General features: G+C 70.2%; 14 protein-coding genes and 2 tRNA genes. 6 read left to right on the top strand and 10 right to left on the bottom strand.

What is annotated here, in order from left to right; translation table 11 throughout:
* Nucleotides 1–53: 53 nt before the first annotated feature.
* Complete coding sequence (locus G4D85_RS12785) at nucleotides 54–1,064, bottom strand: RING finger protein (RefSeq protein ID WP_164011559.1); 1,011 nt, start codon at nucleotides 1,062–1,064, stop codon at nucleotides 54–56.
* Nucleotides 1,065–1,324: 260 nt separating this feature from the next.
* Here G4D85_RS12785 and G4D85_RS12780 point away from each other — a divergent pair, with 260 nt between their 5' ends.
* The 4 genes from G4D85_RS12780 to G4D85_RS12765 all read left to right on the top strand — a co-directional run bounded on the left by G4D85_RS12780 (nucleotide 1,325) and on the right by G4D85_RS12765 (nucleotide 6,723).
* Complete coding sequence (locus tag G4D85_RS12780) at nucleotides 1,325–2,467, top strand: hypothetical protein (protein ID WP_164011557.1); 1,143 nt, start codon at nucleotides 1,325–1,327, stop codon at nucleotides 2,465–2,467.
* Nucleotides 2,468–2,695: 228 nt separating this feature from the next.
* Nucleotides 2,696–3,556 (top strand): carboxypeptidase regulatory-like domain-containing protein, encoded by an 861-nt coding sequence (locus G4D85_RS12775; RefSeq protein WP_164011556.1) that lies wholly within the window; start codon nucleotides 2,696–2,698, stop codon nucleotides 3,554–3,556.
* 110 nt (nucleotides 3,557–3,666) lie between these two features.
* Nucleotides 3,667–4,119, top strand: a complete 453-nt coding sequence (locus G4D85_RS12770; RefSeq protein ID WP_164011554.1) for a hypothetical protein — start codon at nucleotides 3,667–3,669, stop codon at nucleotides 4,117–4,119.
* A gap of 201 nt (nucleotides 4,120–4,320) precedes the next feature.
* The gene (locus tag G4D85_RS12765) at nucleotides 4,321–6,723 is read left to right on the top strand and encodes an ATP-binding protein (RefSeq protein ID WP_164011552.1); all 2,403 of its coding nucleotides are present in this window, start codon (nucleotides 4,321–4,323) and stop codon (nucleotides 6,721–6,723) included.
* Between the two features lie 4 nt (nucleotides 6,724–6,727).
* Here the strand turns inward: G4D85_RS12765 and G4D85_RS12760 are convergent, their stop codons facing one another.
* Nucleotides 6,728–7,825: a TolB family protein gene (locus G4D85_RS12760; protein WP_164011550.1), complete on the bottom strand. Its 1,098-nt coding sequence runs from the start codon at nucleotides 7,823–7,825 to the stop codon at nucleotides 6,728–6,730.
* 7 nt (nucleotides 7,826–7,832) lie between these two features.
* A complete protein-coding gene (locus tag G4D85_RS12755; protein ID WP_205525527.1) occupies nucleotides 7,833–9,470 on the bottom strand; it encodes a golvesin C-terminal-like domain-containing protein in 1,638 nt (545 codons plus the stop codon).
* Nucleotides 9,471–9,921: 451 nt separating this feature from the next.
* On the opposite strand from G4D85_RS12755, the gene G4D85_RS12750 reads away from it, so the two are divergent.
* A complete protein-coding gene (locus G4D85_RS12750; protein ID WP_164011548.1) occupies nucleotides 9,922–10,659 on the top strand; it encodes a metallophosphoesterase in 738 nt (245 codons plus the stop codon).
* Nucleotides 10,660–10,733: 74 nt separating this feature from the next.
* Nucleotides 10,734–11,315: a TIGR02265 family protein gene (locus tag G4D85_RS12745; RefSeq protein WP_164011547.1), complete on the top strand. Its 582-nt coding sequence runs from the start codon at nucleotides 10,734–10,736 to the stop codon at nucleotides 11,313–11,315.
* Nucleotides 11,316–11,321: 6 nt separating this feature from the next.
* On the opposite strand, the gene G4D85_RS12740 is transcribed toward G4D85_RS12745, so the two are convergent.
* From G4D85_RS12740 to G4D85_RS12710, 7 genes are all read right to left on the bottom strand, one after another.
* Nucleotides 11,322–12,347: a hypothetical protein gene (locus tag G4D85_RS12740; RefSeq protein WP_240359230.1), complete on the bottom strand. Its 1,026-nt coding sequence runs from the start codon at nucleotides 12,345–12,347 to the stop codon at nucleotides 11,322–11,324.
* Between the two features lie 368 nt (nucleotides 12,348–12,715).
* The gene (locus G4D85_RS12735; RefSeq protein ID WP_164011545.1) at nucleotides 12,716–14,119 is read right to left on the bottom strand and encodes an SDR family NAD(P)-dependent oxidoreductase; all 1,404 of its coding nucleotides are present in this window, start codon (nucleotides 14,117–14,119) and stop codon (nucleotides 12,716–12,718) included.
* 35 nt (nucleotides 14,120–14,154) lie between these two features.
* Nucleotides 14,155–14,229 (bottom strand) — tRNA-Gly (locus G4D85_RS12730).
* A 70-nt stretch (nucleotides 14,230–14,299) separates the two neighbouring features.
* A tRNA-Trp gene (locus tag G4D85_RS12725) sits at nucleotides 14,300–14,374 on the bottom strand.
* A 69-nt stretch (nucleotides 14,375–14,443) separates the two neighbouring features.
* Nucleotides 14,444–15,166 (bottom strand): HNH endonuclease, encoded by a 723-nt coding sequence (locus G4D85_RS12720; protein ID WP_164011543.1) that lies wholly within the window; start codon nucleotides 15,164–15,166, stop codon nucleotides 14,444–14,446.
* On the bottom strand, nucleotides 15,163–16,560 hold the full coding sequence (locus G4D85_RS12715; protein ID WP_164011541.1) for an AAA family ATPase: 1,398 nt from the start codon (nucleotides 16,558–16,560) through the stop codon (nucleotides 15,163–15,165). The genes G4D85_RS12720 and G4D85_RS12715 overlap by 4 nt, the downstream gene beginning before the upstream one ends.
* A gap of 61 nt (nucleotides 16,561–16,621) precedes the next feature.
* The gene (locus G4D85_RS12710; protein ID WP_164011809.1) at nucleotides 16,622–18,625 is read right to left on the bottom strand and encodes a potassium transporter Kup; all 2,004 of its coding nucleotides are present in this window, start codon (nucleotides 18,623–18,625) and stop codon (nucleotides 16,622–16,624) included.
* Between the last annotated feature and the right edge of the window lie 158 nt (nucleotides 18,626–18,783).

Below are 18,783 nucleotides of genomic sequence, written 5' to 3'. Positions count from 1 at the left end.
CGTCACGCGGGCGGCTTCGAGCAGCGCGCCCGCTTCACGCGGGCATCACCCGCTCAGACCTCTTCCGCGCCGTTGCTGAGCGCCAGGTAGACTCCCGCAACCAGGAGCTGGAAGAGGCCCACGGCGGGGAGGACTCCCACGCAGCAGGCCAGGAAGCCCGCGATGCCGATGGCCCCGCCCAGCAGCGAGACGCCGACGAGGGACCAGCGCTCCCCGCGCGCGTAGGCGAAGCAGCGGCGCAGCGTCTCCATGGGCGTGGGGTTCTCGCTCCGGGCCAGCGCCGGCTGCACCAGCAGCATTGGCAGGATGAGCCACATGCCCGGGAAGATGTAGAGCCCGAAGCCCACGAGCCCGGCCACCACGAGGCTGGGCCCCAGCGAGCCGATATTCCGCGCCACCTCTTCCGAGGCACTGTCCCCACCCATCGCCGTCCAGTCCACGTTCTGGAGGGAGGAGAGGCCTCCGGTGATGGCCGCCGCGCCCAGCGCGCCGCCGAAGACGAGGAGGAGGAGGGGGATGAACAGCGCGAAGATGAGCAGCGTGGTGAGCAGGTACGGGACGGCTTTATGGAACTGGGTGAACATCCGCCCCACGTCCGCGCGCTGGCCCTCCAGCACGTCGAAGAGCATCCGCAGGAAGCCGAGGGACACCAGGCCCTGCACCACCGTGGACACGATGTAGCCGATGACCAGGAACAGGCCGGTGACGGCCCAGTGGTCCGCCACCCCGCCGATGACGCCGAGAATCTGCGAGACGATGGACCCGACGATGGAGCCGGCCATGACGATGAGCACGCCGACGGTGATCATCACCCACTCGCGCTTGAAGGCCTCCCAGCAGACCTCCAGCAGCGCGCCCACGCTCCAGTTCTCGCGGTTCAGCGTGAAGGCCTGGGCGCCCAGCCCGGCGCGCTCGCGGCACCCGGGGCACATGGCCTGCGTGCCACGCTCGCTGCACGTCTCGCACATGAAGTTGCCGCAGCGCGTACAGGTGCCCGACGCCATCCGCTCGGGGTGAAGCGGACACAGCGCGCCTGCCCCCCGTCCGAAGTCCATCTCCGCCATGATTCCCCGCTCCTCGCGCGGCCGGCCGCCGGTCCACCCGGGCTCGGGCTGCGCGCGTACATTTCCCCCTACACCAGCCGGGGCAGTGTCCACCAGAGGACAGCAGAGGGTATCCTGGAGGGGAAGGTGTTACGGAGAGGGGCGGCCGGGCAGGGAAGCGGATCCCCGATGTGAATTTCCTTCACCCTGCCCCGTCTCCTTCCGTGTGGTCGCGAAAGTGGACGCTCTGCCGGTCCACCCCCGTCCAGGAGATTGCTCACATGCGCCGCTTGCTCGCACTCGCCATCCCGCTCGCCCTGATGATGGGTACCGGCTGTGTTGCCCACGTCCATGATGGCCACTACCGCTCCAACCGGACGGTCACGGTCGTCGACTACAGCTACTCGGGTGACCACCCGATTCCCGACGACCACGGCGGCGGCTGGTGCTCGCACACCCACACGCACGCGCACGAGTACGAGCCGTCGATGACGTACTACACCTACACGGACAACGCGTACTACTACCGGGGCCCGTCGCTGGTCTGGTACTGGGACTACCACCCGCACGCGCACGGCGGTAACTGCAACCTGCGCGGGCGCCACTCCCACGACTACTACCCGAGCCAGAACCGGGGCTACCGCTACGAGCGCAACCGCGGCTACGTGTGGGACCGCACGCACACGGCCTCGCCCGTCTACGGTTACGTGGGTCGCGCCTCGCGGCCGGCGTCCCGCCCGTCCAGCTACACCTCCAACAACAACAACGACTCCTCGTATGGCCGCCGCCCGCCGCCGTCCGGCACCGGCCACGGCACCACGCCTCCTCGCAGTGACGGGGGCTGGGGCAATGGTGGCAACTCCGGCAACGGCAACTCCGGTGGTGGCTACGGGAACGGCAACTCCGGCAACGGCAACGGCAACTCCGGTGGCTACGGCCGTCCGCCCGCGGGGCGCGGCAACAGCAACAGCAACGACAACGACAACGATGACCGTGGCAACTCCGGTGGCGCCTGGGGCCGTGGCAACTCCGGCAACAGCAGCTCCGGCAGCTCGGGCAGCGGCTCCAGCGGCTCCAGTGGCTCCTCCAGCGGTGGCTACAGCACGCCGCCGTCGGGGCGCGGCAACAGCAGCGGCCGGAGCAGCAGCGACAACGATGACCGCGGCAGCTCCAGCAGCGGCCGCAGCAGCGGCAGCGGCAGCGGCTGGAACAGCGGTGGCAGCAGCCGGAGCAGCGACAACAACAGCAGCAACAGCAGCGGCCGGAGCAGCAGCGGCAGCAGCGGTAGCGGCTGGGGCAACGGTGGCAACTCGTCCTCGCGCTCCGGCTCCAGCAGCGGCTCGCCCCCGAGTGGCCGTGGTCGCTCCAGCTCCAGCTCCAGCTCCAGTTCCAACTCCAGCAAGGACGGCGGCGGCTGGCGCTGAGCCGGACTCCGCGGCGCACCGGAGGGGGCCACCCCTCCTGAGCGTGGCGGGCACCCACGAAGGCTGATGGATTTCCGACACCGGGCTGTGTCCCCTGTCTCCACCAGACAGGCGGGCCGCCCGGTGTCGCGCATTGCGCGCCGGACACTTCCTGCGGCGTCGGGCAGGGGACGGACGGCGGGCCGGGTGGATTGCCGCGGTGGGGGGCCGTGAAGATGTTCCCGGCCGATGAAGCGCCCTCTCTTGATTGCCATCTGTGTGCTGCTGGGTCTCACGTCGGGCTGTGGCTCCGACGGTTCGACACCGGACCCCGGCGTCCGCACCGAGGATGCCGAGGCGGTGGACCTGGACAACCTCCTCATCCGCGTCAGCGGCCGGGCCGAGGTGCTGCCCGAGGCCCGACGCCTGCTCGAGGCCCTGGGCCAGCCGGTGCCCTCGCTGGACGGAGTGCCCGTCTCCATCGAGGAGCCGCTGCGCCTGGCCGTCAATGACGTGAATGCCACCTTCGGCACCGGCGCGCTGACCGCCGACGGCGCCTTCAGCGTCGACGGAGTCCCCGTGCGCGAGATGCACCAGAGCCTGGCCGCGGGGCTCACCGCGCCGGGGCTGGTACGCACGGCCACCGTCATCTACGACACGGCCTTCACCAGCGCACGGCCGCGCACGGACCTGGTGGACACGCGCGCCTGGGCGCTGCCGGAGTCCTTCCATGACGCGCTCTCCGCCGCCGTGGGCGAGCCCCGCCTGCTCCGCCACACCGACGACAAGGCCGCCACGCTGCGCGACGCGGGCTTCGTACTGGGCCGCGTGGTGGACGCCGACGGACGCCCGGTGGCGGGCGCGCGCGTGACGCCTGACCGGACCGAGCTGGCGGACCGCTTCTACTACCCCAACGCCGACTTCAGCGGAGTGGGCCAGGACGGCACCGGCCCGGATGGCCTGTTCGTCTACGTCCACTCCGGCGCGGACGCGGAGACGTTCCGCGTGAGCGTGGAGGGCGCGGACGCCTACACGCCGCGCAACGTGGGCGCCGCCCCTGGCTGGGGATTGATGCTCACCGTCTACCCGGGGAGCTTCCCGCCCCCGTAGCCGGCTCGCACGCCACGGGCCGCCTGCCAGCCTGCTCCCTGGACGGACGTCCTGGACATTCCGGCCCGGCGCCGGGGGCGCGCTCACCTTCCCGACAGAGGTGTGGCGCCATGGAGCGACACGTGATGAAGGGCTACGCGAGCCTCCCCGTGCGCAAGCGCGGGCGCTCGCGCGAGGCCACTCGCAAGCGCGGACGCTGGCTGCCAGAGGACCGCTTCGAGCGCACGAATGCCCTCGGCTCCCTGTGGAGCATGGTGGCCATCACCGTGGCGCTGTTCCTGGCCCCGGGAGTGAACGGCTTCGTCGCCGGCTGGACGGGCAGCGCGGAGCTGGGTGGGCCCGGGCGGGCCCTGCGCGTGGCGCTGCCGGCCGCGGCACTCTCCGCGATGGGGCTGGGACTCATCCTGGGCCCGCTGCACCTGCCCATCCTCGGCCTGTACCCGGGCGTCGGCGCGGTCGAGGCCGTGCTGCTGTCCGTGGGCGGGCTGCTGCTCGCCGCGTGGCTGCGGGGCCTGCTCACGTGGACGCGCACCTTCCGGGCACGGGCGCGAGCGAGGGCCTGAGCCTGTCCGTGAGCATCCGGCCCGGGTAGCGCCTGGCGGCGCCTCCGCCGACGCCCTGCCCCATCGACCGATGCGCTGCGCGCTCGCGCGACGCATCCCTCCCCAGGGCGTCCATGTTCGTGAGCGGACCCCCTCCCTGGACCGGGCCACCTGCCTGGCCCGGGGCGATGGAGCATCCGCGCGTCGGGGGGAACGCCAGAGATGAGCTGGACCGGGAGGTCCCAGAGTCGTAACGCGGCCGTGGTCCACGCCGTGGCCCGGTTGGCGGCGCTGGGGGCCTTCGCCGTGGGCATGCTGACCCTGGTGGGCCAGTTGCGCGACGTCACGGCCCTCAAGTCGGTGCTGGCGGGCTTCCCCGCGACGTCCGCGCCGAGCAGCCTCGCGCTGATGCTCGGAGGGCTGTCGCTTGGCCTGCGACTGACGCGCCGGCCCTCCGCGCTTCGCGAGGCGCTGGCGGTGGCCTGCGCGCTGGGGATGATGGCCATCGGCGCGGCGAGCCTCGTCCAGGACCTGCTGGGGTCGGGCGTGGCCCCCCTCTCGCCGCTGGCGCTGCTGACAGGCGGAGGGAAGGCGGCGGCTCGCCCCTCGCCGCTCACGGCCTGCTGCCTGGTGCTGCTGGGAGGGGCGCTGGCACAGCTGGGAGACTCGGAGCGGCGGCGCCCCGGCAGGGACGCGCTCACGGTGTTGGCGCTGCTGGGCGCGCTGCTGGGCTTCAACGGCCTGCTGCTGGGCCCGCTGGTCGGCGTGGGCACCCTGCCCTTCCTCAGTCAGCGCAGCATGGGCCTGCCCACCGCGTTCGGAATGATGCTGCTGGGCGTGGGCACGCTCTGCGCGCGGCCCGAGCAGGGGTTGATGGCCCGCCTCACCCGGAACACGCTGGGCGGCTTCCTCACGCGCAGGCTGGTGCCCGTGGCGCTGCTGGGCCCCCAGCTGCTGGGCGCGACGCTGGTGCTGCTGCACGGCCTGGGCGTCATCGGCCACGAGGCGAAGTTCCCCCTCTTCGCCACGCTGGTGAGCGCGGGCGGCACGGTGCTCGTGCTGCTGTCGGCGCGGGCGCTGGACGTGCTGGAGGTCCGGCGCCAGCAGGTCACCACGGCGCTCGAGGCCTCCGAGGCGCGCTACCGCGGGCTGCTGGAGACGACGCCGGCCCCGGTGCTCGCCATCGACTCCCAGGGGCTGCTGCGCTTCATCAACGCGGAGGCGGAGCGGGTGTTCGGCTACCGGCGCGAGGAGCTGCTGGGGCGCGAGGTGGAGGTGCTGGTGCCGGAGGGCCTCTTCGGGGGACGCCAGCTGGACGCCGCCACCCCCGGAGAGCGCGCCCTGGAAGGGCTGCGCAAGGACGGCACGACGGTGTCGCTGGAGGTCCGGCTGAGCCCCGTGCCCGAACCCGACGGGGACGGGACGAGCATGCTCGCCCTCCTCCGCGACGTCACCGAGCGCGCGCAGTTCCTCGCCGGGGTCCACCGCGCCCGCGAGGAGGCGGAGATGCAGCGCAGCCTTCTGCACGTGGTGCTGGACCACACGCCCGTGGGCGTCGTCTTCGTGGACCCGCTGACCGACACGGTGGTGGCCAACCGGGTGGCGGACACGCTGTTCGGCACGCCGATGGCGGAGCTGCTGCGAGGCCGCTTCGTGGAGCGCATCCGGCGCCCGGACGGGAGCCCCCTGACGATGGAGGAGCTGCCCTCCACGCGCGCGGCGGAGACGGGGAAGGTGGTGGGCCCGGAGGAGTTCCTCCTCGTCCAGGCGGACGGGCACACGGTGCCCGTGCTGGGCACGGCGGCCCCCGTCCCCGGCCCCTCGGGCGCGCCGCGCGGCGTGGTGGTCAGCCTGCAGGACCTGACCCTGCGCCACGAGCTGGACCGGCTGCGCGAGGAGTACGTGGGCCTCATCTCGCATGACCTGCGCAGCCCGCTCCAGGTCATCAACCTGCGCGCGGCCCTGCTCCAGCGCGGGCTGCACGAGCGGCGGCTGTCGCGCGAGGAGGGACTCACGGAGGCCATCCTCCGCAGCGTGGGCTGGATGAGCTCCATGATTGAGGACCTGCTGGAGGGCTCGCGCCTGGAGGCGAAGCGGGCCCAGCTGCGCCGCGAGCAGCGGGACCTGGTGCGCTTCCTGGAGGAGGTGCTGGAGCGGGACGTGCCGCCGGACCTGCGCGAGCGCTTCCGGCTGGAGGTGGCCGGCCCGGTGCCGGCCGTGTGGATGGACCCGGCGCGGCTGGAGCGCGTGCTCACCAACCTGCTGGGCAACGCCGCGAAGTACAGCCCGCCGCCGCTGCCGGTGGTGGTGCGCGCCCGGGCGCAGGAAGGGCGGGTGGTGGTGTCCGTGAGCGACCAGGGCCAGGGACTGTCCCCCGAGGACGCGGCGCACATCTTCGACAAGTACTACCGCACGCGGCAGGGCCGCTCGGTCGACGCGAAGGGGCTGGGGCTGGGGCTCTACATCAGCCGCCTCATCGTCGAGGCGCACGGCGGCCGCATCTGGGTGGAGAGCGAGCCCGGCCGGGGCGCCACCTTCTGCTTCAGCCTGCCCGTGGAGCCGCCCCGCGAGGAGCCCGGCCCCGGGCCGCTGCCCGGCGCACCGGAGCCGGGCAGCAACGCGTGAGCCCTCAGCGCCGGGCCACCCAGCGCGGCAGCCAGTCCGCGCCCTTCGAGGTGGTGAGCCGCGTCTGCCCGCTGCCATCCGCGCGCATCAGGTACACGTCCGTGTCCCCGTCACGCTCGGACACGAAGGCGAGGTACTTCCCGTCCGGGCTCCACGCCGGCATGTCGTCCCGGTGCTTCCCGTCCGTCAGCGCCACCGGCGCGCCACCGGCCAAGGGCACCTTCCAGAGACGGCTGAGTCCCTCCGGCAGGCGGCTCACGTACACGAGGTGCTGGCCGTCCGGACTCCACACCGCCTCGCGCTCGTCGCCCGCGAAGGCCTGGCCGGACACCCCCCGCAGGTCCGCGCCGTCCGGGCGCACCAGGTACAGCCGGTCCTTGCCCTCTCGGTCGCTGACGAAGACGAGCCACTTGCCGTCCGGACTCCAGACGGGCGTGCGGTCCTCCTTGTGGAAGAAGGTGAGGCGCCGCTCCTGCGTGCCGTCCGCGCGCGCCACGTAGATTTCCGGGTCGCCCTCGCGGCTGCACACGTAGGCCACCTCCGCGCCGTCCGGCGACACCGACGGCTCGAAGCAGCCCTCCTTCACCTGCGTCAGCGGCACCTCGGGCGCGCCTTCCCGCGGCTGCAGCTTCACCAGGTCGCTGAAGCCCTTCGCGTCCGACTCGGCCACCAGCCACGAGCCGTCCGGCGCCCAGCTGGCGTTGCGCGTGCGGGCCCGGGGCGGATGCAGCGGCACCGCGGCGCCCCCGTCCAGGGGCAACAGGCGCATCTGCTGGAAGTGCAGCCCGCCCTCTTCGCGCGCCGCTATCACCAGCAGCGACTTCCCATCCGGCGACGGCGGGCCTGGGTACTCGTCCTCTTCGCCGCTCGTGAGCTGCTTCTCCTTCCCGTCCGTACCCCACCACCACACGTCCTTCTGCCCCGCCCGCTCCGACAGGAAGACCACCGCGCCGGGAATGGCGCGGAGCTCCTCCTTCGACAGCGGCCCGGCGCCAGACGCTCCGCCACACCGGCCGGAGCATCCGACACCGAGCACGGCGAGCGCGGCGAACAGCCGCGCCCGCCACGGCCAGGAACGCTCCATCCGTTCGAGGCCCCGCATCGTCATCTCAGCGAACCTGGATGGCGTCCGCCATGACGACGTAGCCCGCGGTCGTCCAGCGGCTCAGCTGCACCTTGTTCCAGCCGGCCGGGAAGGCGTAGGTGCCCAGCGTGTTCCACTTGCTGCCGTTGGCCTGCTGGTTCGCCGTCACCGTCACGTTGCCCGACGACGTGGTGATGATGAAGGGCGCGGCCGGAGCGCGGTTGGTGCCCGCGACCCACCAGGCGTCGATGGTCTTCGTGGCGGCCGCCGGCAGGTAGAACTCGAAGACGGCCGGGGCGGAGATGGCCTCGGTGGAGGCGAAGGAGTAGCCGCTGCCGTAGTAGCCGGTGCTGGAGCCATCCGTCCACGCGCCGACCAGCGAGAAGCGGGCGTTGGCGGCGTTGTTGTTGGCGTTGTTGCTGTCGACGACGATGGCGCCCGTGGGCGTGCCGCCGTCACCGCAGTAGCTCTTGATCTTGCTGATGTAGTTGCTCCACGGCCAGTTCGGCCCCGGGTCCGTGCGGGTGGCCGGCTGCAACCGCCCGTGCGCGACGATGTGGAAGCTGTCGCGGGTGATGCCCTGACCCTTGGAGATGTCGCAGGACAGCTTGGCCGAGGCGTCAATCTGGCCGGCGGGGAACGAGGACTGGCTGGCGAAGCCGCCGTGCTCGATGCCGACGGAGAAGTTGTTCACCGACGCGCCGTTGAGGCCGCAGTCCACGTTGCCGTTGAGGCTGCAGGCGTAGCTGGCGCCCACGTGCCAGCCGCGGCTGGACTCGCGAACGAGCTGCGAAATCTCGTTGCCGCTCTCGTTCACCACATAGTGCGCGCTCACGCCCGAGGCGGAGTTGACCAGCCAGCCCCAGCAGCCCGCGTAGCCACCCTCACAGGTGTGGATGACAATCATCGACACGTTGGTGCCGGAGGGACGCGCGTTGAAGTTGGGCGACGGCCGCCAGATGGAGGCGGCGTAGTCCGGGCCGGCCGCCAGCGCCTGCATCTTCGGGAGGACGAACTTCGCCTCCACCGCGGTGGGCTCCAGCGAGACGGCGACCTTGCCGTCCGGCGTGAAGGCACCCTCGCCGCTGCGCAGCACGGCGTAGACGTCGTTGTGGATGTAGTGCGCCTGGATGTCCGGGTCGGTGATGTCCGTCAGCTGGACGGCGACCGGGGCCCACGCGCCCAGGTCCGCGCGGTCGATGCCCGCCTCGGCGGCGAACTTCGACAGCAGCGCGGCGCCGGCGCGCAGGTTGGCCAGCGGCTCGGAGCGCACGGCCTCCTCGGAGACGCCGGCCAGGGCCGCGCCGTCGACGACGTGCTGACCGCGCAGGGCCAGCAGACCGAACGCGGGCGCACGGCCCTCGAACTCCGACTCACCGCGGACGAACTCCCAGCGCGTCTCCGTATAGGAGATGGCCTTGAGCAGGTTCACCGGGACGTTGAACTCGCGAGCGGCCTGGGCGAACTGCGCGTCCAGCGCGTTCGGCGTGCGGCGGGCGGCGTCGGCCACCGCGCGGATGGCGTCCTGCGCTCCGGTGGACGGCGTCTCGGTGGTGGGGGGCGTCTCGGAGGCGGGGGCCTCGGGGGCGGGGGCTTCCGGCTGGGGGCCGCAGGCGGCGAGGGCCAGGGCCGCGGCGGTCGCCGCGAACGTCTTGCGCAACATGTTGGAACTCCTTCGAGGGGGGTCAGCAGCTCCACGGTCCGCCCCCACTTCCGGGAGCGGCGCAGGGGCGGGCCTTGAGCAGCATGCGTGCCAGCCTCGCTCTCCCCGAGAAATCTCTATTTCCGGACTCCATGTGGAGCATCCATGCTCCACATGCCTGTCAAGAAATCCGCCGGGCCCGGGGGCGAAGAAGCCTCGCAAGCCCTTGGAAACAGGGCGCCAGCCCCCCTGGGTCAGCTTCGCGGAGAAACCCGTATGGCCCCTCCGTGTCGCACTGACGCATTTCGGGACAGGTGGAACGTAACTTATCTTTACGCTCTTCCCGTATTTCTCATTTTTTGGAGTGAAGCCGGAAGCAGGGCGGGGGCCTGCTCCTCCGGGGTGCGTGCGGGAGCACCCGGCGCGAGGATGGAGTGCCGACAGGGGCGAGGGCTTCCGCTATGAGAGGGCCATGCGGCTCTTCGGCATTGGCGACACGCACCTGCCCTCCACGCGGCAGAAGGACATGCACCGCTTCGGGTGGACGGACCATCCGCTGCCACTGCAGCGGGCATGGGACGAGCGGGTGCGCCCGGAGGACGTGGTCATCGTCGCGGGAGACATCTCCTGGGGCACGCGGGCGCACGAGGTGCTGGAGGACCTGGCGTGGCTGGACGCGCGGCCGGGGCGCAAGGTGCTGGTGCGCGGCAACCATGACTACTGGTGGGGCGACTCCGCCTCCAAGCTGCGCAAGCTGCTGGAGCCGTACCGCACGCTGGAGGGCTTCCTCCACAACAGCGCCGTCGTCATGGGCCCGTGGGTGATTGCGGGCAGCCGGCTGTGGACGGCGCCCGAGGCCCCGCCCATGCCCGGCGGGGAGATGGGCGACGAGCCGGCGGACCTGGGCTACGTGGAGCGCGAGACGCGCCGACTGGCGGCGTCCTTCGACGACGCGAAGAAGAAGGAGGCGGCCAGCCCCACCCCGCTGGTGCGCGTGGTGGCGGTGCACTTCCCGCCGGTGTACGCGAACCAGAAGGCCACCGCGTTCAGCGAGCCGATTGAGGCCTTCGCGCCGAAGGTGTGCGTCTACGGGCACCTGCACGCGGAGGGAATCGCCGCGGGCTTCACGGGAGAGCGCGCCGGCGTGAAGTACGTGCTGGCGTCCTGTGACGCGGCACGCTTTGCCCCGATGCTGCTTGATGAAGTGTAGAAAACGGGCAGTCTCCGAATAAGCTGCCCGCCCACTGCCTGGTGGGGCCGCGGGCGGGAAGCAGGAGTGGTGTCATGCCGTCCAACAAGACCGAGCTGGCCGAGCGCATCGCCGTCACGCAGCCGGGCGACTCGGTGCGGGGGCTGTTCTTCAAGACGGTCTTCAACCTCATCCAGAAACACGCCGGCCCGCCCGGGATGGAGGCGGTGCGCGTGGGCGCGCTGGCGGGGGACTACTCGGAGCTGCGCACATACCCGGTGCGCGACTTCCTGACGCTGCTCTACCGCGCGGCGGACGTGCTGGAGGACACGGTGGGGCCGGAGGACGCCGTGTTCCACGCGTGCGGCGAGACGGGCGTGACGCGCTACTCCACCGGGCCGGGCATGCTCATCTTCGGCATCATCTCCCGGGGCGACCCGCACAAGCTCTTCTCGGGAGCGCAGATGGGCTACAGCGCGGCCGTCTCGTACGGCAGCCGCGACTACGGCACCACCAGCCCGAAGTCCGGCACGCTGCGCGTGCGCCGCGACATGCTGCCGCCCGCGTACCACGAGGGCATCCTCACCGGCGCGCTGAAGGTGCTGGGGCTCAAGGGCACCGCGAAGGCCCGGCCCCACGGGCTGGACCGCGTGGACTACGACATCCAGTGGGAGTAGCGGACTTCAGTCGACGCGGGTGAAGGTGACGTCGAGCTCCGCCACCACGCGCTCGCCCACCGAGGCCTGGCAGGTGAAGGCGTGGTCGGCGCCCTCGTGCGAGCGGCGCACGGCGCCGAACGTCACCGTCTGCCCGGCGAAGGCGAGGTTGTTGGCGGACAGGCGCACGTCCTTCGCGACGCAGCGGGCCCAGGGCGCACCCTCGAGGCGGCGCAGCAGCGTGGTGGCCACGCGCGTCATGCCGCTGGCGACGATGGCCACCGGCATCACCGGGTGCAGGGCGAAGTGGCCCTTGCACAGCTCCGGCGTCACCGGGCCCAGCGTGGCGTTGAGGGACTCGCCGTCCGGGCGCCAGTCGCGCAGGGCCAGCGGCTTGCTGTACGGGTTCTGCCGCAGCTTCGCCCACTCCTCGGGGGTGCGCTGCACGCCTTCGTCCCGGCGCGGCTCGCGGCGCATCTCCACGCGCGCCTCGCCGAACAGGCGCGTGAAGGCGGCGGCGGAGAGGACGTTGTAGTCCACCTCCAGGCGGAACAGCGGCGTGCCGTCCTCCAGCGACAGCACCGTCTGCGCGGTGGCGGTGCGCTTGCCGGTGAACTCGGCGCGGGCCAGGCCCCAGAGCAGCTCCGTGGAGCGGGCCATCGCCTGCGGGCGCAGCCACGTGCCGCGCGCGCCGCACGCCAGGTAGAAGTGCTGGCCGTCCTTCGGAGACACCAGCGCGGACGCGCACGAGCCGAGGATGGCCAGGTGACGCCCGGACTCCGCGATGCTGATGGGGCCCGCCTCCGCGTCCGGGTCCTGCTGCACCGGAATCCGCGCGACGACTTCGCCCTTCCCCATCACCGTCACGTCCTTCAGCGCGAAGTAGGGGTCTCTCACACAGATGCGCGGGTACAGCTCCGAGGCGCTCAGGACGGTGTGCGGCGCCAGGCCCTCGAGGGAGCGCAGGGGCTCCTGCGTCTCCGTCCAGGAACCGCGAGCGGGGCGGGCGGGGACGAGCGAGGGGGCAGAGGCGAAGGCGTTGGCGTCGAGCATGGAGACTGACCTCTATTCGGACACGGGGTGTCGGGGGACACCTGCCTGACTTGTAACCGAGCAGGCTTCCGGTGGTACAGAACTTTTTCTGTAACCCGGAAATATTCTCGTACAAAAGCCCGAGTTGTTGCTTCCTGCCGGTAATTTTCTGCCTGAGACGCAATAATGGGCGGCTCTGGGCAGAACTTTACGGGTCGGCGGGCGAGGAGTTACTCACTCGACGCGGGGAGTCAAGGGGAGACTGGGGCGAGGTCCACCCCAGGGGCTTCCAAGTGTCCGCGAGTGAATCCGCGTATTTACGCGTCTCGCGGCTTCTTCGGGTTTTAACGACACGAAGTCCCGGAGGACGTCCCAGGTAGGTCTGCCGGCTACCAGGGGGCTTCGCGGAAGTCCTTGAGGAAGCGGCCGTAGAGGGGACGGCCCTGGAGTCCCTGGAGGATGGGGTCACACACCCGGGCGGCGGCGTCGGCCCCGTCCAGGGGTGGGGAGAAGCCCTCCTCCTCCATACGTAGGCGCCGGGCGGCGGGGTTCTCGTTGGAGACCCAGCCCGGGTCCACGCTGTTCATGTAGATGCCGTCCCGGGCGTAATCGTCGGCCGAGGTGCGCGTCATCATGTTGAGCGCCGCCTTGGCCATGTTGGTGTGCGGGTGGAACACCGTCTTCCCGCGGCGCTCGAACTGGCCCTCCACCGCCGAGACGTTGACGATGTAGCGGTCCGGGAAGGGCGAGCGCAGCAGCAGCGGCTTCAGGTGCCCGTTGAGCAGGAACGGGGCGATGGCGTTGACCAGCTGCGCCTCCAGCACCTCCACCGGGGGCACCTCGTCCAGCCGCTGCACCCAGGCGTTGTCGTGCCCGCCGGGGATGGCGAGGGCGTGGGAGTCCTTCCGGGCGAGGAGGGCCTCGCCGGTGGAGTCCGGCAGGGCGCCCGCGACAGGCAGCGCGTCCTGGGAGGTAGGGCCCGGGAGCGCGTGGACTCGGGCGCGCGTGGCGGCGTCGAGTGCGCGCGCCAGCTCCTGCTCCCCGGCGAGCAGCGCGTGGCCCTGCTCGGGCGTGAGGCGCACCGTCTGGGCGGCGTTGTTGACGAGGATGTCCAGGTGCGGCTCGGTGGCGCCCAGGTGCTCGGCGAAGGCGAGGACGCGCTGGGGGAAGCGCAAATCCAGCTCGTGAAGGACGAGCCGCTCACGCCACGCGGCGAAGTCGGGCTCGCGGGAGAAGCGGAGCGCGGCGTCGTGCGGGAAGCGCGAGGTGACGTGGACGTGCGCGCCGTCTCGGAGCAGCCGCAGCGCCACGTGGAAGCCCACCTTCATCCGGCCGCCCGTCACCAGGGCGCGGCGGCCCGCGAGGGACACGTGCTGCGCGCGACGGGACTCGCTCAGCTCCGCGCACTCGGGACAGAGGGAGAGGTAGACGGGGTGGAGCCGCGTGAAGCCCTGCTTGCAGACGTAGCAGCGCCGCGAGCGGGCGAGGTGGGCGGGGGACTGAGAGTCCATGGAGGTGGAGGGGCCGCGGACGCCGTTCTCCTCGCGGCGGGCGGCCTTGAGGGACTGGAGGGTGGCGCGGTCCGAGGCGCTGGTGGCGCGGCTGCGCTCCCGGCGCAGGCGCTTCTTCATGCCCCGCTGGACCTGGGTGGCGGCGCGCTCCACCGTCTGGCGGAGGGGGTGGTCGTCCGGGAGGTCCGCCACCGCGCGCAGCACGTCGAGGCAGCGGGCCACGTCTTCCGGCGTGGGCGTTGGCGCCGGCTGCTGAGAGCGCGCTGGTTCGTCCTTCTTCATCCGCGCCCCGTCCTGAGCCGTGAGTGGCGCCCGGACGGAGACCAGCCGGAGTCGAACCGGCGTCCTCCGCATAGGCAATGCGGCGCGACAACCGCTGCGCTACAGCCTCCGCCCGAGCACCGGAGTACTACGGCGGCACGGTGACGGAAGGCAAGGCGGAGCGCGGGGAAGTGCCCGGGTGGAAGCCGACCGGAGTCGAACCGGCGTCCTCCAGGATCTGGCGCCCTGGCGCGACAACCGCTGCGCTACGGCTCCCACCCGAGCAGGCACAGCGTGGCGCGCGACTCACGGGCGGCGCAAGCCAAGGCTCGTGGAAGTGATGGGTCAGAGCCAATGCTGGATGTCGGGGTACTTGTCGAGCACGGCGAGGCAGTGCCCATCAATGAGCGCCGTCGCGGCCGAGCTCCTTGCGGCATCCAGGAACCAGCCGAAGACACTCGCGAAGGGATGGCCACAAACGGTGCGTTGAATGTCGCATGCGTGCTTCCAGTCCTGGCGCGCGCAGGCCTGGTCATAAGCCACGAGGAAGGCTTGCAGCGCGACCCAGGCATTCCGACGACCTTTCTCCAGGGTGGAGCGAGCCAACCCGAAGACCTCGATGCTCTTCTCTCCCTTAAGCGTCCGATGCACGAGCTTGCCGGTGCGCCCCGACAGCCCCATGTGCTCACGAGGCTCTTCCACCGTCGGGTCGATGAGAAGCGGCGCCCCTGCCGCATCCACCGGGAACTGTTCCCGCTTGTTGTTGCTGTTACAGGTGCTGCACGCGAGCAGGTAGTTCGTCCAGGTGAACGCCTTCTCCGGATAGTCCGCCTTCGGCCAGAAGTGCTCGATGTCCGTGCCCGCGCTGTCCTCACAGTACATGCAGCGCTCGTGGCCCGAGGCCATTAGCGCGAGCGTCTCTCGGACCTCATTGAACGCTCTTCCCTTCTGCTCCCAGAGGCGCCTCGCTTCTTCGATCCGGTCAGCGGTGGCAAGTACCTTCTGCGTCCGTTCGGCGAGGAACTGCATCGTCTCGGGACTGAGCGGCTCACGATTCAGCCTCTTCATTTATCGAGTCCGAGGCTCCGGACCGCACGATCCACGAGCGCACTGCCTGTATCCGGCAACTGGGCCGACAGGCGCTCGAACTCCGCACGTTCTTCTTCGGAGGCTTTTCCGTCCATGAGTCGGACTTCGAGCTCCGCAACTCGCGTGCGCAGCTTCTCTGACTCCTCGGAGTGAACGTGCTCCAGGCCAAAGAGCTCCGTCAGCACGGCTTCGTCCACGGTGCCGTTCACGACTGTGCGGAACAGCTCGTCGGACACGTGCTCGGCGGTTCGCTCTTCCCCGGGAGCAGGGAGACGGATGAGCCCCCTAGGGTCCGCAGCCTGGCAGACGAAGGGGCTGTGCGTGGTGACGATGAACTGGATGTTGGGGAAGTGCTGCTTGAGCCAGAAACCGATGCGTCGCTGCCAGGACACGTGCAGGTGCAGCTCGACTTCGTCGATGAGTACGACGCCGGGATACGGCACACGCCATTTCAACCCCGGTTGAGCTGGTTCGACGGGTTCGAGCCTGAACTCCCGGTAGGTCGTTTGGAGCTGGCGGGCGAGATCCAGCACAAGCGCAGCTGTAGTGCGGTAGCCGTCACTCATGTCCCGCAGCGGGAAAGTGCGCCCGCCTTGTGTCACCCAGAGTCCTTCGGAGTCGATGCGTGAAACCTGCGTCGAGTCTGGGAGCAGACCATCATTCAAGAGCATCAGCACGCTCTCAATGAGTTCTCTCGCGCCGGGCTTTTCCTCCAACCCCCGGAAGTGGTGCTCCTTGAGCCACTGGACTGCCTCAACGAGTGAAGCATCCTCTCTAAAGAGACTGGCTAGGCGGGATACCTGAGGAGTTCCACTTACTGGGTGCTGGGATTCAGCTGTGCTGGCGAGACGCCGATAGGGTCCATACCCAGCAATGAACCAACCACGCGGGTTAACAGCCCATGGTCCATCCTCTAACTCAGAGGTTGATGCTGTTGGGTCCTTGATCAAGGTGGGCTGCTGGCTCCCGAACTTGACCTGCATGGGGTGACTGCTTCCGAAGTGTAGAGCAGGCTCGGGACCAGCTTCGAACTGAAGCAAGGACAGGTGCGCTTTGAACGACTTTGAAGGTGAGTCACCATTCAAGAAACGATCGTGTTTGGGTTCGGGAACGACCCTGGCAACAATCAAGCCCTCTTGTTTCTCAGCATGGATCCAACCCGAAAGGCTGGGCTGAAGCGCGCGCACAGCATCCGGACCCGCAATAACAAGCGCAACTGCCTTGAGCAGCGAGGACTTTCCAGCGCCGTTTCGACCGGCAAGCACTGTCCAACCAGCAAAGCGGCCGTCAGGTCGACTCAAGTCAAGGTCGACTTTCAATTCCCCTGGGCGAAAGCCTCGGATGCTGGTGATCTCGATCCTGCTCAGGTACATGCCGTCCGACTCCGGTTGACGCTTCGTCCCTCATCCCTCTCCGCAGGGAGAGGACCGTACCTCACAGCTCCACCTGGCTGCCCAGCTCCACCACGCGGTTGGGTGGAATGCGGAAGTACGCCGTGGCGCTGCGCGCGTTGCGGCTCATCCAGGAGAACAGCGCCTCGCGCCAGATGGCCATGCCCGGGCGCTTCGTCGGAATCAGCGTCTCCCGACCCAGGAAGAAGCTCGTGCCCATCAACTGGAACTGGAGCCCCTTCTCCCGGCAGCGCTTCAGCACGTCCGGGATGCCCGGGTTCTCCATGAAGCCGTAGCGCGCCACCACCCGCACGAAGCCCTGCTCCAGCGGCTCCACCTCCACCCGCTCGTCGCCCGGCACGTGCGGCACCTCTTCCGGCACAATCGTCAGCAGCACCACCTGCTCGTGCAGCACCTTGTTGTGCTTCAGGTTGTGCAGCAGCGCCGGCGGCGTGCCCTCCGCGTTGCCCGTCATGAAGATGGCCGTGCCCGGCACCCGCACCGGCGGGTGGTCCCCGAAGCTGCCCAGCAGCTCCTTCAACGGAATGCTCGACGCGCGCAGCTTGCCCGCCAGGATGTCGCGCCCCCGCTTCCACGTCGTCATCAGCGTGAAAATCATCAGGGCCAGCAACAGCGGCAGCCACCCGCCGTTGGCAATCTTCACCGTGTTGGCCGCGAAGAACGACAGGTCCACCACCAGGAACAGCCCTGCGATGGGCAGCGCCACCGCCCGGCTCACCCCCCACCGCTCACGCGCCACCACGTAGGCGAGGACGGTGGTGATGGCCATCGTCGTCACCGCGGCGATGCCATACGCCGACGCCAGCGCGCTCGAGGAGCGGAAGGTCAGCACCAGCGACACCACGCCCAGCAGCAACACCCAGTTGAGGCCGGGCAGATAAATCTGGCCCATCTCCTCCGCCGACGTGTGCACCACCTCCATGCGCGGGCTGTAGCCCAGCTGCATGGCCTGACGCGTAATCGAGAACGCGCCGGAGATGAGCGTCTGCGAGGCGATGATGCCCGCCGCCGTGGCCAGCGCCACCAGCGGGTAGAGCGCCCAGTCCGGCGCCAGCAGGTAGAACGGATTGCGCGCCGCGCTCGCGTCCCGCAACAGCAGCGCCCCCTGCCCCAGGTAGTTGAGCGTCAGCCCCGGCAACACCAGGCAGAACCACGCCCGCTTGATGGGCTTCCACCCGAAGTGCCCCATGTCCGCGTAGAGCGCCTCGCCACCCGTCACCACCAGGAACACCGCGCCCAGCACCAGGAAGCCGTGCATGCCGTTGTGCACGAAGAACAGCGCCCCATGCACCGGGGACAGCGCCCACAGCACCGCCGGGTTGTGCAGCAGCTCCTTGAACCCCAGCACCCCCAGGGTGAAGAACCACAGACACATGACGGGGCCGAACACCGCGGCGATGCCCGCCGTCCCGTGCCGCTGCACCAGGAAGATGATGAAGATGATGACCAGCGTAATCGGGACGACGTAGGGGCCGAAGACGGGGGTGGCCACGTTCAGGCCCTCCACCGCGGACAGCACGGTGATGGCCGGAGTGATGACGCCGTCTCCGTACAGCAGCGCCGCGCCGAAGATGCCGAGCGTCATCAGCACCGGCCGGGCCTTGTGCGCCTGGCCCCGGGGCCGCTGCATGGCCAGCGCCATCAGCGCGAGGATGCCGCCCTCGCCCCGGTTGTCCGCCCGCATCACGAAGATGAGGTACTTCACCGACACGACGATGATGAGCGACCAGAAGATGAGCGAGAGCACGCCCAGCACGTTGGCCGGCGTGGGCGGCACGCTGTGCGCGCCGTGGAAGCACTCACGAAGGGCGTACAGCGGACTCGTTCCAATGTCCCCGTAGACGATGCCCAGGGCCCCGAGGGCGAGTATCGCTGTTCGCTTGATGCTGTCCGGGGCCGCTCGGGCGGCTTCGCCCCCCGGGACTCCGGTCGTGGTGGCTTTCACGCCCCCCGCTTTAGCCGAACCCGGGCCGTGAGCAACGGACGTGACACGGCGCTCCCTGTTTTCCAACGCACGGCCCCGCATGTGTGTCCAGGTGGGCATGAACCCGGGGAAGGCGGCGCCAGGACGGTGGGTGCGTCCGGCGCCAACAGTCGCGGGCGGGCGGATGTTCTCCACCCGTGAGGCCGCGGGCGGCGGCGCGCGGGAGCCATCCCCTGATCCACCCCTCCGTGCTCCCATGA

The organism is Pyxidicoccus trucidator (assembly GCF_010894435.1).
In the GTDB taxonomy this organism is placed as follows: domain Bacteria; phylum Myxococcota; class Myxococcia; order Myxococcales; family Myxococcaceae; genus Myxococcus; species Myxococcus trucidator.
This window is presented reverse-complemented; position numbering and strand designations above follow the sequence as displayed.